The organism is Cellulomonas sp. NTE-D12 (assembly GCF_027923705.1).
Lineage (GTDB): Bacteria > Actinomycetota > Actinomycetes > Actinomycetales > Cellulomonadaceae > Cellulomonas.
On record NZ_AP026442.1, the window covers coordinates 1,777,231 to 1,791,040 of the forward strand.

A 13,810-nucleotide genomic window follows, 5' to 3' on the forward strand; every position below is an offset into this window, starting at 1 on the left:
CGCGCCTCACCAGCCGCGCGCCCGCCAGGCGTCCAGCTGAGGTCGCTCGCCACCCAGGGTCGTGTCGGGCCCGTGCCCGGGATAGACCCAGGCGGTGTCGTCGAACCGATCGAAGATCCGTTCCGTCACGTCGAGGAACAGCTGGTCGAACCGCGCCCTGTCGTTGCCCGTCGCGCCGACCCCACCGGGGAACAGGCTGTCGCCGGTGAACAGGTGCGCCCTCCCGGCGACGGCGTCAGCCTGGTCCGCGTGCGCCGGCTCGCGGTAGACGAGGGCGATGGAGCCCGGCGTGTGGCCGCGCAGCGCGATCACCTCGAGGACGGCGTGACCGACCGCGATCGTGTCGCCGTCCTGCAGCCGACGCTGGACCGGCCGGTCCGCGGCGGCCGCGACCGCGTCGGCGTCCGGCGCTCCGGCCAGAAGGGGCGCTCCCGTGACCGCCACCACCGACGCCAGTGCCGACAGGTGGTCCGGGTGGCGGTGGGTCGTGACGATCCCGTCGAGCCGAGCCGACGCCGCGCCCTCGCGCACCAGCGCGAGCAGACGCTCCGGGTCGGCGGCGGCATCGACCAGGAGCTGTGCGCCCGTCCTGCGGCACGTGACCAGGTAGGCGTTGTTGTCCATCGGACCCACCGACGCCTTGCGGATCTCGACCTCGTCCAGCACCCGCACGTCGCTGGGGCCGCCCGGTCGGACGTCACCGCTGTAGGTCATGGCGTGCGCCGGCGCTGGGCGAGCTCGTACTGGTGCACCGCCCGGACCAGCGCCAGGTGGGACAGCGCCTGCGGGGTGTTGCCGGCCATCCGCCGGTGCTCCGGGTCGTACTGCTCGGCGAGCAGCCCGACGTCGTTGGTCAGCCCGACCAGGATGTCCAGGACCTCGCGCGCCTCGTCCACCCGGTCGGCCCGCGCGAGCGCGTCCGCCAGCCAGAACGAGCAGGCGAGGAACGGGTTCTCCCGTCCGCCCACGCCGTCGTCCGTCTTGTCGGCGCGGTAGCGCAGCAGCAGGCCGGCGGAGACCTCCAGCTCCTTGCGGATCGCGTCGAGCGTGGCCAGCATGCGGGGGTCGGTCGGCGGCAGGAAGTCCACCTGGAACATCTGCAGCAGCGACGCGTCCGTGTGGGTGGCGCCCGGGTACTGCACGAAGCTGCCGGCCGCGTCGGACCACCCGTGCGCCAGGACGTCGGCGTGCGCTGCGTCCCGCTCGGTGCGCCACCGGTCCACGTCGCCGGGGACCCCGAGGGCCTCGACGGCCTTGACCGCGCGGTCCAGCGCGGCCCAGGTCATGACCCGCGAGTGCGTGAAGGCACGGGGACGGCCGCGCGACTCCCAGATGCCGGCGTCGGGTTCCCGCCACGTCTCGACGAGATGGTCGATGAGGTTGCGCTGGAGGGCCCACGAGGTGGGCGTCTCCTCGATCCCGGCGGCCCGGGCCATCTCGAGCGCGCACATCACCTCGCCCAGCACGTCGTGCTGCACCTGCCCCGAGGCGGCGTTGCCGATCCGGACCGGCTTGGAGTCCGCATAGCCCGGCAGGTGGTCCAGCGTCCGCTCGCTCAGCTCCCGCGCCCCGTCGAGGCGGTACATGATCTGCATGTCCACGGCGTCCCCGGCCACGGCGCGGAGCAGCCAGCTGCGCCAGTGCTCGGTCTCGTGCAGGTAGCCGTGCTCCAGCAGCGCCTCGAGGGTCAGGGCCGCGTCGCGCAGCCACGTGAACCGGTAGTCCCAGTTGCGCGCGCCGCCGAAGGTCTCCGGCAGCGACGTGGTGACGGCAGCGACGATGCCGCCCGTCTCCGCGTGGGTGAGCAGCCGCAGGACGAGCAGCGAGCGCACCACGCCCTGTCGGTAGGGCCCCGGCACGTCCGCCTGGGCAGCCCAGGAACGCCAGAGCCGTGCGCTTGCCGCCAGTCCCTCGGCGACGTCGCCGATGCAGGCGACCGGCTGCCACGACGGCGACCACGTCAGGGTGAGGGTGACCGACTCGCCGGAATGCATCGTGAACCGGTCCTCGTGCCGGTTGTGCACCGCCTCGGGCAGGCGGTCGCCGTGGAGCACCAGTGAGTCCGGTCCGGCGATCGCGTGGATGGCCGGCCTGCCGTCGGAGTCGGTCACGCGCTGGACCCACGGCCGGTACTGCCCGTAGCCGAACCGAACGACCCACTCGTGCAGGACGTCCACGTGACCGCGCGTGCACGTGATGCGCCGGACGAGGTCGGCACGGCCGTCGCCGAGCGGCATCGACTCCTGCACCACGGCGGTGCCGGTCGGGCACTCGTACGTCGTCTCCAGGACGAACGAGTCGTCCAGGTAGCACCGGGTCACGCTCTCGGCATCGGGGACCGTGAGGACCCAGCGGCCGTTGTCCGGGTCGCCGAGAAGGGCGGCGAAGCAGGCGCGCGAGTCGAACCGTGGCAGGCACAACCAGTCCACGGACCCTCGGCGGGAGACGAGGGCGGCCGTACGGCCGTCCCCGAGCACGGCGTACTCGTCGATCGGAAGCTGGTTGCTCATCGAGCCCATCGTCGCGCCCGAGGCCACGGCCCGCACGTTCGCCGCGATCGAACATGTGTGCGAGATGTCGGTGGTGGCACGTACACTCGACCACCGTGAACGACCGCCTGGTGGTCCGGGGAGCCCGCGAGCACAACCTGCGCAACGTCGACCTCGACCTGCCCCGGGACCGGCTGATCGTCTTCACGGGCCTCTCGGGCTCCGGCAAGTCGTCGCTGGCGTTCGACACGATCTTCGCCGAGGGACAGCGCCGGTACGTCGAGTCGCTGTCGGCCTACGCCCGCCAGTTCCTCGGTCAGATGGACAAGCCGGACGTCGACTTCATCGAGGGTCTGTCGCCGGCGGTGTCGATCGACCAGAAGTCCACCAACCGCAACCCGCGGTCGACGGTGGGCACCATCACCGAGGTCTACGACTACCTGCGGCTGCTGTTCGCGCGGGCCGGCGTGCAGCACTGCCCGGTCTGCGGGGAGCGCGTCACCGCCCAGACCCCGCAGCAGATCGTCGACCGGCTGCTGGAGCTGCCGGAGGGCACGCGCTACCAGGTGCTCGCGCCCGTCGTGCGTGGTCGCAAGGGCGAGTACGCGGACTTGTTCGCGGAGCTGCAGTCGAAGGGGTTCGCGCGCGCCCGCGTCGACGGTGAGGTGGTGCAGCTGACCAGCCCGCCGACCCTGGAGAAGAAGCTCAAGCACGACATCGAGGTCGTGGTGGACCGGCTCGTGGCGCGGGAGGGCGTGCAGCGCCGGCTCACCGACTCCGTCGAGACGGCGCTCGGCCTGGCCGGCGGTCTCCTCGTCGTCGAGCTGGTCGATGCGGACCCGGACGACCCGGAGCGTGAGCGGCGCTTCTCGGAGCGCAGAGCCTGCCCCAACGACCACGTGCTGACGCTCGACGAGGTCGAGCCCCGGACGTTCTCGTTCAATGCGCCCTACGGAGCCTGCCCGGAGTGCACCGGAATCGGCTCGCGCCTCGAGGTGGACCCGGAGCTCGTGGTCCCCAACGAGGACCTGTCCCTCGCGGACGGTGCGGTCGCGCCGTGGGCGCAGATCTCCGGGGAGTACTTCACCCGCGTGCTGACCGCGCTGGCGGACGACCTCGGCTTCTCGATGACGACGCCGTGGCGGGCGCTGCCGCAGCGGGCCAAGGACGCCGTGCTGCACGGCGAGAACCACGAGGTGAAGGTCCGCTACCGGAACCGCTGGGGCCGTGAGCGGCAGTACTCCACGGGCTTCGAGGGGGTGCTGACCTTCCTCGAGCGGCGCCACTCGGAGACCGACTCCGAATGGAGCAAGGAGAAGTACGAGGCCTTCATGCGGGAGGTGCCGTGCCCCGTGTGCCAGGGTGCACGCCTGAAGCCTGAGGTGCTGGCGGTCAAGGTGGGCGGCCGGTCGATCTTCGACGTGTGCCAGCTCCCGATCCGCGAGGCGCGCGCCTTCCTCGACGGCCTCGAGCTCGGCGCTCGTGAGCGCGCGATCGCCGCGCAGGTGCTCAAGGAGATCCAGGCGCGCCTCGGCTTCCTGCTCGACGTCGGGCTCGACTACCTCAGCCTCTCGCGACCGGCGGCGACGCTCTCCGGCGGTGAGGCGCAGCGGATCCGGCTGGCCACCCAGATCGGTTCGGGGCTGGTCGGCGTGCTGTACGTGCTCGACGAGCCGTCGATCGGCCTGCACCAGCGGGACAACCGACGCCTGATCGAGACGCTGACCCGGCTGCGGGACCTCGGCAACACGCTGATCGTCGTCGAGCACGACGAGGACACCATCCGCACGGCCGACTGGATCGTCGACATCGGACCCGGTGCCGGTGAGCACGGCGGCCACGTGGTCCACTCCGGCGACCTGCCGGGGCTGCTCGCCTCGCCGGACTCGATCACCGGCGCCTACCTGTCGGGGCGTCGCTCGATCCCGATGCCCGGCACGCGCCGGCCGGTGGACCCCGGGCGCATGCTGCGGGTGGTCGGAGCCCGCGAGCACAACCTCCGCGGTGTGGACGTCGCCTTCCCGTTGGGTGTGTTCACCGCCGTGACCGGCGTCTCCGGCTCCGGGAAGTCCACCCTGGTGAACTCCATCCTCTACACGGTCCTCGCCAACGAGCTGAACGGCGCCCGCCAGGTCCCCGGTCGGCACAAGCAGGTGACGGGCCTCGAGCACCTCGACAAGGTCGTCCACGTCGACCAGGGCCCGATCGGTCGCACGCCGCGGTCGAACCCGGCGACGTACACCGGCGTGTGGGACCACGTCCGCCGCCTGTTCGCCGAGACCTCGGAGGCGAAGGTCCGCGGGTACACGCCCGGTCGCTTCTCCTTCAACGTCAAGGGGGGGCGGTGCGAGGCCTGCGCGGGTGACGGCACCCTGAAGATCGAGATGAACTTCCTGCCGGACGTCTACGTGCCGTGCGAGGTGTGCCACGGCGCCCGGTACAACCGCGAGACGCTCGAGGTGCACTTCAAGGGCAAGACGGTGGCCGACGTCCTGGCGATGCCGATCGAGGAGGCGGCCGAGTTCTTCGCCGCCGTGCCGGCGATCGCGCGGCACCTGCGCACGCTCGTGGACGTCGGTCTCGGCTACGTCAGGCTCGGGCAGCCCGCGCCGACGCTCTCCGGAGGCGAGGCGCAGCGCGTGAAGCTCGCGGCGGAGCTGCAGCGCCGGTCGAGCGGCCGCACGGTGTACGTGCTGGACGAGCCGACCACCGGGCTGCACTTCGAGGACATCCGCAAGCTGCTCGGCGTGCTGCAGTCTCTCGTGGACAAGGGCAACTCGGTGATCGTGATCGAGCACAACCTCGACGTGATCAAGAACGCGGACTGGGTGATCGACCTCGGGCCCGAGGGTGGTAGCGGCGGCGGTCTGGTGGTCGCCGAGGGCACGCCCGAGCACGTCGCCGGCGTCCCCGCGAGCCACACCGGGCGGTTCCTCGCCGAGGTGCTGGAGCCTGAACGGGAGCGCGCGACCGCCTGACGTCCGAAGGGTCCCGGGCGGCGTCCCCGGCACCGCCGCTCGGACTGACCGGGGTGCTGAGGGGCGCGTCAGGCGCGCACGAGCGGTGTCGGCTGCACGCGGACGGCGAAGTTGACGCTCCGCATGATGAAGCAGTGCTCGGCGGCCTCGCGGTGCAGGCGCGCCAGGACCTCGTCGTCCACGGGAGTCCCGTCAGGCAGCGTGGCATCCGCGGCGACGACGACGCGCGGGTGCAGCACGACCTCCTGGAACTGGCCCTGCGATGCGCCCGACACCCGCATCGTGCCCGTCGCTCGGTCGCTGTAGCCGAGCACGGCCACGCCGTCGCGCGCCGCGAGGTGCAGCAGCCACATCATCTGGCACTGGGACAGGGAGGTGACCAGGAGGTCCTCCGGCGACCACCGGTCCGGGCTCCCGCGGAAGTGGGGGTCGGACGTGCCGAGCAGCACGGGCCGCTCACCGGCGCGCACCTCGTGGTCCCGGCCGTAGGAGGTGTACGAGGTCGTCCCGTGCCCGCGGGCACCGGTCCAGGTCAGGTCCACGGTGTACGTGTGCAGCTGCGGCATCCGCCCACGCTAGCCGGGCCGGCCGTCGACGGGGATGTGGGCACCGCGAACTACTCTCGAAGTCATGGCCGATCCCGCCTCCTACCGTCCCGCGCCGGGCGAGATCCCGGACCAGCCGGGCGTGTACCGCTTCCGGGACGAGCACGGTCGTGTCATCTACGTCGGCAAGGCCAAGAGCCTGCGGCAGCGGCTGAACAGCTACTTCCAGGACCCGTACAACCTGCACCCGCGGACGTACCAGATGGTCACCACGGCCGCCTCGGTGCAGTGGACCGTCGTCGGCACCGAGGTCGAGGCACTGGCCCTGGAGTACTCCTGGATCAAGGAGTTCGACCCGCGGTTCAACATCAAGTACCGGGACGACAAGTCGTACCCGTACCTGGCGGTGACCATGGCGGACGCGGTACCTCGGGTCCAGGTGATGCGCGGCGCGAAGCGCAAGGGCACCCGGTACTTCGGGCCGTATGCGCACGCCTGGGCGATCCGGGAGACGGTGGACCTGCTGCTGCGGGTGTTCCCGGTGCGCACGTGCTCCGCCGGCGTGTTCAAGCGGGCGCACCAGCAGGGGAGGCCGTGCCTGCTGGGCTACATCGACAAGTGCTCGGCACCGTGCGTCGGCCGCATCTCCGAGGACGACCACCGGCGGCTGGCCCAGGACTTCTGCGACTTCATGGCGGGGGACACCGCGCGCTTCACCCGTCGCCTGACCGCGGCGATGAAGGCCGCCGCCGCAGAGCTCGACTTCGAGCGCGCCGCACGGCTGCGCGACGACATCGCCACGCTCGAGCGGGCGACCGAGCGGAACGCCGTCGTGCTGCCGGACGGAACGGACTGCGACATCTTCGCCCTGGTCGGCGACGAGCTCGAGGCCGCGGTCCAGGTGTTCCACGTCCGTGACGGCCGAATCCGCGGCCAGCGCGGCTGGGTCGTCGAGAAGGTGGAGGAGGCGGACGACGCCGACCTGGTCGAGCGTCTCCTGCAGCAGGTGTACGGCACCGCGGACGCCGAGCTGGACGGCGGCACGGCCGCGGTGCCGCGTGAGGTGCTCGTACCGGCGCTGCCGACCAACCTCGACCAGGTCCAGACGTGGCTGACCGGTCTGCGCGGCGCGCGGGTCAGCGTGCGGGTGCCTCAGCGTGGCGAGAAGCGGGAGCTCGCCGAGACGGTCCGTCGCAACGCCGAGCACGCTCTGGCCCTGCACCGCACCCGCCGGGCGGGCGACCTCACCACCCGCAGCCAGGCGCTCCGCGAGATCCAGGAGGCGCTGGACCTGCCGTCGGCGCCGCTGCGGATCGAGTGCTACGACGTGTCCCACAACCAGGGCACCTACCAGTCGGCGTCGATGGTGGTGTTCGAGGACGGGTTGGCACGCAAGAGCGAGTACCGCCTGTTCACGGTGCGCGGGCCCGAGGGCGACGGAGCCAGGGACGACACGGCGGCGATGCACGAGGTGATCACCCGGCGGTTCCGGCGGTACCTCGCCGAGCGCTCCCAGTCCGGGGACGTGGAGCTGGGCGACGGGTCGTCCGACGACGACGAGGACGCCCCGACGCGGTCGGGCCCGATCGACGAGCGCACCGGCCGACCGGCGCGGTTCGCCTACCCGCCGAACCTCGTCGTCGTCGACGGGGGGCCGCCACAGGTCGCCGCGGCGGCCGCCGCGATGGCGGAGCTCGGGGTCGACGACGTGGCGCTCTGCGGACTGGCCAAGCGGCTCGAAGAGGTGTGGCTGCCGGGCGAGGAGTACCCCGTCATCCTGCAGCGCTCCTCCGAGGGGCTCTACCTGCTGCAGCGGCTGCGGGACGAGGCGCACCGGTTCGCGATCACCGCGCACCGACGCCGGCGGAGCAAGGGCATGACGGTGTCCGTGCTGGACGACGTTCCGGGTCTGGGCCCGGCGCGCCGGGCCGCGCTGCTCAAGCACTTCGGCTCGGTGCGCCGGCTTCGGGCGGCGACCGCCGAGGAGATCGCGAGCGTGCCCGGCATGGGTGACCGGACGGCACGGGCGGTGGTCGACGCGCTGGCGGGCGGCTCGGCGCCGTCGACAGCGGTCGAGGCGCCCTCGCGTCCCGGCGCGTCGACAGACCTCACCCCGCCGCCTTCGGAGCCCGCTGGCATCCTGGGTCCATGACGGACGAGCCCTCGCCCCTGACGGTGCCGCACGGGATCCCCGCCATCGAGGCCACCACGGCGGCCCCGGTGCTGGAGCAGCCGCAGGTGCTGGTGATCACCGGGATGTCCGGCGCGGGTCGCAGCCGAGCGGCCGCCGTGCTGGAGGACCTCGACTGGTACGTCGTCGACAACCTCCCGGCGCAGATGCTGGTGCACCTCGTCGGGATGCTGACGTCCGGCACCGCGGGGCAGCACGCGCAGCGGCTCGCCGCGGTGATCGACGTGCGCGGGGGCGAGTTCTTCGGCCACCTCGACACGGCGCTGGAGAACCTCCGCGCCACCGGTGTGGACCTCCGGATCCTCTTCCTGGACGCGTCGGACGAGGCGCTGGTGCGGAGGTTCGAGCAGGTACGACGGCCGCACCCCCTGCAGGGCGGCGGCCGCATCCTCGACGCGATCGGCGCCGAACGTCGCCTGCTGACCAGCCTGCGCGAGCGAGCCGACTGGGTGATCGACACGACGGAGCTGAACGTCCACGACCTCGCCCGCACCGTGCGGGAGGCGGTGCACGGCGAGGAGGAGGCCGACCTCCGCATCTCGATCGTGTCCTTCGGGTTCAAGTACGGCCTGCCGCTCGACGCGGACCACGTCGTGGACGTGCGGTTCCTCGCCAACCCGTACTGGATCAGCGAGCTGCGCCACCTGTCCGGCCGTGACGAGCCGGTGCGCGACTACGTCCTCGGGCTGCCCGGCGCCCTGGAGTTCGTCGACCGGTACGTCGCCGCTCTCGAGCCCGTGCTCGAGGGCTACCGGCACGAGGACAAGCACTACGTGACGATCGCGGTGGGGTGCACGGGCGGCAAGCACAGGTCGGTGGCGATCAGCGACGCTCTCGCGGCACGCCTGCGGGACCGGGGTCTGCGGGTGAGCGTGACGGCTCGCGACCTCGGCAAGGAATGACGTCCGGCCCGTCGGCCGGCCGCGGCCGTGCGGTCGCGGGGACCGCCCGACGTCACCACCGCGGCCCCTCGATGGTGGCGCTCGGCGGCGGTCACGGGCTCTCGGCCAGCCTGTCGGCCCTCCGGCTGCTCACCGACCGACTGACCGCCGTGGTGACGGTGGCGGACGACGGCGGCTCCTCGGGCCGGCTCCGCGACGAGCTGGGTGTGCTGCCGCCCGGTGACCTGCGGATGGCGCTCTCCGCCCTCTGCGACGACTCCGACTGGGGTCGCACCTGGCGGGACGTGCTCCAGCACCGCTACTCGTCGGACGGCCCGCTGGACCAGCACGCCGTCGGCAACCTGCTGATCGTCGCCCTCTGGGAGCTGCTCGGTGACCCGGTGCAGGGCCTGGACTGGGTCGGCAGGCTGCTCAACGCCAGCGGCCGGGTGCTGCCCATGGCAGCCGTGCCGCTGCGCATCGCCGCCGACGTCGTCGGTCCGGACGGTGTGCGGCGGGTCGTCGAGGGGCAGAGCGCCGTCGCGACGAGCGTGGGCCGGATCGAGCAGGTGCGTCTGGAGCCGGAGGCGCCGCCGGCGTGCACCGAGGCCGTGGCCGCCGTCCGTGACGCCGACTGGGTGGTGCTCGGGCCGGGCTCCTGGTACACCTCAGTGCTCCCGCACCTGCTGGTACCGGAGCTGCACGACGCGCTCGTCGCGCATCGCGGTCGCACCATCGTCACCCTGAACCTGCAGCGCGAGGAGGCCGGCGAGACGGCAGACCTGCCCGTCCAGGAGCACGTGGCCGTGCTCCGCGAGCACGCGCCCGACCTGCGGATCGATGCGGTCGTCGCGGACCCGGCGGCCGTCGACGACGTCGCCGGGCTGTCGCAGGTGTGCGCGGAGATGGGCGCGCGGCTGCTGGTGCGACAGGTGCGCCGTGGCGACGGCACCGCGCGGCACGACCCGTTGCGGCTCGCGGCCGCCTATCGCGACATCCTCGAGGGCTCATTCGGCGACGTCGGCGTCCGCAGCTGAGCTCGGCCGACCGTCGCGGCGTCGAGGTGCCCGGCCACCGGGGCGATGCGTGCCGGGCCGTGGGAGCGGCGGTGATGGCAGGATGACCCGCATGGCGTTGACGGCACAGGTGAAGGACGAGCTGGCCCGGCTGAAGGTGGACCGGACGTCCTGCCGGAAGGCCGAGGTCGCCGCCACGCTGCGCTTCGCCGGCGGGCTGCACATCATCTCCGGTCGCATCGTCATCGAGGCCGAGCTGGACACCGGGGTGGCTGCCCGGCGCCTGAAGCAGGCCATCTCGGAGGTCTACGGCCACGAGAGCGACATCATCGTCGTGTCCGGTGGCGGTCTTCGCCGCGGGAGCCGGTACGTGGTGCGCGTCGTGAAGGAGGGCGAGTCCCTCGCACGGCAGACCGGTCTCCTCGACAACCGAGGACGCCCCGTGCGCGGCCTTCCGCCGCAGGTGGTGTCGTCCGGCGTGGGAGAGGCAGAGGCCGCGTGGCGTGGCGCCTTCCTCGCGCACGGGTCGCTCACCGAGCCGGGGCGGTCGTCGTCGCTCGAGGTGACGTGCCCCGGGCCGGAGGCTGCGCTCGCGCTGGTCGGCGCCGCACGCCGGCTCGGCATCGGCGCGAAGGCCCGGGAGGTGCGCGGCATCGACCGTGTGGTGATCCGTGACGGTGACGCGATCAGCGCCATGCTGACGCGGCTGGGCGCGCACGAGACGATGCTGGTCTGGGAGGAGCGGCGCGTCCGCCGCGAGGTCCGCGGCACGGCGAACCGCCTGGCGAACTTCGACGACGCAAACCTGCGTCGGTCGGCCCGCGCGGCCGTCGCGGCCGGGGCGCGGGTCGAGAGGGCCTTCGAGATCCTCGGCGAGGAGCTGCCCGAGCACCTGCGCGAGGCCGGGGAGCTGCGGCTCGCCCACAAGGAGGCGTCGCTGGAGGAGCTGGGCAAGCTGGCCGACCCGCCGCTGACCAAGGACGCGGTCGCCGGTCGGATCCGCCGTCTGCTGGCGACCGCGGACAAGCGGGCTGCCGAGCTCGGCGTCCCGGACACGGAGGCGGGCCTCAGCCCCGAGCTGCTGGACCTCTAGACCCTCCGCCGGGCCACCCACCGGGGAGTGCCTGTGCAGGCCGGGCGTCCGGACCTTCGTCACACGCGTCCGGAGGCGCACGGTATAGGGTCGTGTCATCCGATCGTCACACGACCGTCACGTGCTGGGCACGTTCCTCTCCAGTAACCATCCTCGAGGGACGCAGCGCATGGGCCTGGGTGGACGGCCGGGCCGCACACCGGCGTGCGAGTGTTCCCACCACCAATTGTGTGCGCCGACGCGATCGGCGCGTGCCGAGGAGGGCAAGTGACCATCAAGGTCGGCATCAACGGCTTCGGCCGGATCGGGCGCAACTTCTACCGGGCGATCATCGCCTCGGGCGCCGACATCGAGATCGTGGGCGTCAACGACCTGACGGACAACAAGACGCTGGCGCACCTGCTCAAGTACGACACCGTGCTGGGCCGCTTCCCGCTGAGCGTGGACTTCGACGACGAGAACATCATCGTCGACGGCAAGAAGATCCGGGCGCTCGCCGAGCGGAACCCGGCCGACCTGCCCTGGGCCGAGCTGGGTGCCGACATCGTCATCGAGTCCACCGGCTTCTTCACGGACGCCACCAAGGCCAAGGCCCACATCGAGGCCGGCGCCAAGAAGGTCATCATCTCCGCCCCGGCGAAGAACGAGGACGGCACCTTCGTCGTCGGTGTGAACCACACCTCGTACGACCCGGCGACGCAGCACATCATCTCGAACGCGTCGTGCACCACGAACTGCCTTGCGCCCGTCGCCAAGGCGCTCAACGACGCCATCGGCATCGAGCGTGGCCTCATGACCACGATCCACGCCTACACCGGTGACCAGAACCTGCAGGACGGCCCGCACCGCGACCTTCGTCGTGCCCGCGCCGCCGCGCAGAACATCGTCCCGACCTCGACCGGTGCTGCCAAGGCTGTCGCCCTGGTGCTCCCCGAGCTCAAGGGCAAGCTCGACGGCTTCGCGCTGCGCGTGCCCGTCATCACCGGCTCGGCCACCGACCTGACCTTCACGGCCTCGCGCGAGGTCACGGTCGACGAGGTCAACGCCGCGGTGAAGGCCGCTGCCGAGGGCCCGCTCAAGGGCGTCCTGGAGTACGTCGAGGACGAGATCGTCTCGACGGACATCGTGACGAACCCGCACCAGAGCATCTTCGACTCGAAGCTGACGAAGGTGAGCGGCGACCTGGTGAAGATCATCGCCTGGTACGACAACGAGTGGGGCTACTCGAACAGCCTCGTCGCGCTGACCTCGTACGTGGGCGAGCGGCTCTGACCTCGCCGCACCCCCGGTAGCACAGTCATGCGTCCGCGTGCGCCCCGGCCCAGTGGCCTCGGCGCACGCGGACGCTGCTGTGTCCAGCCTCTGCAGTACTCCCCGGCGGCCGGCCCGGCCGCCTCAGCGAGGTAGGTAGGAGACCATGAAGACCATCGACGACCTGGGCGACCTGCGCGGCAAGCGCGTTCTCGTCCGCTCCGACTTCAACGTGCCGCTCGACGGTACGACGATCACCGACGACGGCCGTATCCGTGCCGCGCTGCCGACGCTGCAGGCGCTGCTCGCGAAGGGCGCCCGCGTGATCGTGATGGCGCACCTCGGCCGCCCGAAGGGTGCTCCGGACCCCAAGTACTCCCTGGCGCCGGTCGCCGCTCGCCTCGGTGAGCTGCTCGGTCAGCCGGTCGCCCTGGCCGAGGACCTGGTCGGCCCGTCCGCCAGGGCCACGGTCGCCGCCCTCGAGGACGGTCAGGTCGCGCTGCTGGAGAACGTGCGCTTCGACGCCCGCGAGACGAGCAAGGACGAGGCCGAGCGCGGTGCGCTGGCCGACGAGCTCGCCGCCCTGGCGGACGCGTTCGTGTCCGACGGGTTCGGTGTGGTGCACCGCAAGCAGGCGTCGGTGTACGACGTCGCGCTGCGCCTGCCGCACGCGGTCGGCAAGCTGGTGCTGAAGGAGGTCGAGTCGCTGCGCAAGGCGACCGACGACCCGGCCCGGCCGTACGTCGTGGTGCTCGGTGGCGCCAAGGTGTCGGACAAGCTCGGTGTGATCGAGAACCTGCTGACCAAGGCCGACCGCCTGGTGATCGGCGGAGGCATGGCGTACACGTTCCTCGTGGCCCAGGGCCACCAGGTCGGCACCTCGCTGCTCGAGGCGGACCAGGTCGAGACGGTCAAGGGCTACCTGGCCCAGGCGGAGAAGTCCGGCGTGGAGATCGTCCTGCCGGTCGACACGATCGTCGCCCCGACGTTCGCGGCGGACGCCCCCGCCACCGTGGTCGACTCGGAGGCCATCCCGGCCGACCAGATGGGTCTCGACATCGGCCCGAAGAGCCGCGAGCTGTTCGCCTCCAAGATCGTGGACGCCAAGACCGTCGTCTGGAACGGTCCTGCGGGCGTGTTCGAGTTCGAGGCCTTCGCCGCGGGCACCCGTGCCGTGGCGCAGGCGCTGGTGGACGCCGGCAAGAACGGTGCCTTCACCATCGTGGGTGGCGGGGACTCCGCCGCGGCCGTGCGTCAGCTCGGCTTCGACGAGGCCGCTTTCGGCCACATCTCGACCGGTGGCGGCGCCTCCCTCGAGTTCCTCGAGGGCAAGTCCCTCCCTGGCATCGCCGTCCTGGAGGACTGA

Annotated in this window: 10 protein-coding genes; 7 read left to right on the plus strand and 3 right to left on the minus strand. The window is 72.0% G+C overall.

All coding sequences use genetic code 11. The features are described from left to right. Positions 1-6: 6 nt before the first annotated feature. On the minus strand, positions 7-714 hold the full coding sequence (locus QMF98_RS08170; protein ID WP_337975476.1) for an MBL fold metallo-hydrolase: 708 nt from the start codon (positions 712-714) through the stop codon (positions 7-9). Then, the gene (locus QMF98_RS08175; protein WP_337975477.1) at positions 711-2,510 is read right to left on the minus strand and encodes a glycoside hydrolase family 15 protein; all 1,800 of its coding nucleotides are present in this window, start codon (positions 2,508-2,510) and stop codon (positions 711-713) included. The genes QMF98_RS08170 and QMF98_RS08175 overlap by 4 nt, the downstream gene beginning before the upstream one ends. A gap of 95 nt (positions 2,511-2,605) precedes the next feature. Between QMF98_RS08175 and uvrA the strand changes: the two genes are divergently transcribed. Beyond that, complete coding sequence (gene uvrA / locus QMF98_RS08180; protein WP_337975478.1) at positions 2,606-5,467, plus strand: excinuclease ABC subunit UvrA; 2,862 nt, start codon at positions 2,606-2,608, stop codon at positions 5,465-5,467. Between the two features lie 68 nt (positions 5,468-5,535). Here the strand turns inward: uvrA and QMF98_RS08185 are convergent, their stop codons facing one another. Further along, entirely contained in the window at positions 5,536-6,033 is a 498-nt protein-coding gene (locus QMF98_RS08185; protein WP_291757515.1) for an OsmC family protein, read from the minus strand. A gap of 64 nt (positions 6,034-6,097) precedes the next feature. Between QMF98_RS08185 and uvrC the strand changes: the two genes are divergently transcribed. The 6 genes from uvrC (at position 6,098) to QMF98_RS08215 (ending at position 13,810) form a co-directional block, all read left to right on the plus strand. Continuing rightward, positions 6,098-8,164 (plus strand): excinuclease ABC subunit UvrC, encoded by a 2,067-nt coding sequence (uvrC, locus tag QMF98_RS08190; protein ID WP_337975479.1) that lies wholly within the window; start codon positions 6,098-6,100, stop codon positions 8,162-8,164. After that, a complete protein-coding gene (gene rapZ / locus QMF98_RS08195; RefSeq protein WP_337975480.1) occupies positions 8,161-9,105 on the plus strand; it encodes an RNase adapter RapZ in 945 nt (314 codons plus the stop codon). Before uvrC ends, rapZ begins: the two co-directional genes overlap by 4 nt. Next, positions 9,102-10,121, plus strand: a complete 1,020-nt coding sequence (locus tag QMF98_RS08200; RefSeq protein ID WP_490715655.1) for a gluconeogenesis factor YvcK family protein — start codon at positions 9,102-9,104, stop codon at positions 10,119-10,121. Before rapZ ends, QMF98_RS08200 begins: the two co-directional genes overlap by 4 nt. Before the next feature lie 91 nt (positions 10,122-10,212). Beyond that, positions 10,213-11,193, plus strand: coding sequence for a DNA-binding protein WhiA (gene whiA / locus QMF98_RS08205; protein WP_263730578.1), 981 nt, complete (start codon positions 10,213-10,215; stop codon positions 11,191-11,193). Between the two features lie 267 nt (positions 11,194-11,460). Beyond that, complete coding sequence (gene gap / locus QMF98_RS08210) at positions 11,461-12,465, plus strand: type I glyceraldehyde-3-phosphate dehydrogenase (RefSeq protein ID WP_337975481.1); 1,005 nt, start codon at positions 11,461-11,463, stop codon at positions 12,463-12,465. Between the two features lie 145 nt (positions 12,466-12,610). Continuing rightward, entirely contained in the window at positions 12,611-13,810 is a 1,200-nt protein-coding gene (locus tag QMF98_RS08215) for a phosphoglycerate kinase (protein WP_337975482.1), read from the plus strand.

Coding starts and splice junctions, on each gene's coding strand:
- QMF98_RS08215 (WP_337975482.1), top strand. CDS start 12,611: ATGAAGACCATCGACGACCTGGGCGACCTGCGCGGCAAGCGCGTTCTC.
- whiA (WP_263730578.1), top strand. CDS start 10,213: ATGGCGTTGACGGCACAGGTGAAGGACGAGCTGGCCCGGCTGAAGGTG.
- QMF98_RS08170 (WP_337975476.1), bottom strand. CDS start 714: ATGACCTACAGCGGTGACGTCCGACCGGGCGGCCCCAGCGACGTGCGG.
- uvrC (WP_337975479.1), top strand. CDS start 6,098: ATGGCCGATCCCGCCTCCTACCGTCCCGCGCCGGGCGAGATCCCGGAC.
- QMF98_RS08200 (WP_490715655.1), top strand. CDS start 9,102: ATGACGTCCGGCCCGTCGGCCGGCCGCGGCCGTGCGGTCGCGGGGACC.
- QMF98_RS08175 (WP_337975477.1), bottom strand. CDS start 2,510: ATGAGCAACCAGCTTCCGATCGACGAGTACGCCGTGCTCGGGGACGGC.
- QMF98_RS08185 (WP_291757515.1), bottom strand. CDS start 6,033: ATGCCGCAGCTGCACACGTACACCGTGGACCTGACCTGGACCGGTGCC.
- rapZ (WP_337975480.1), top strand. CDS start 8,161: ATGACGGACGAGCCCTCGCCCCTGACGGTGCCGCACGGGATCCCCGCC.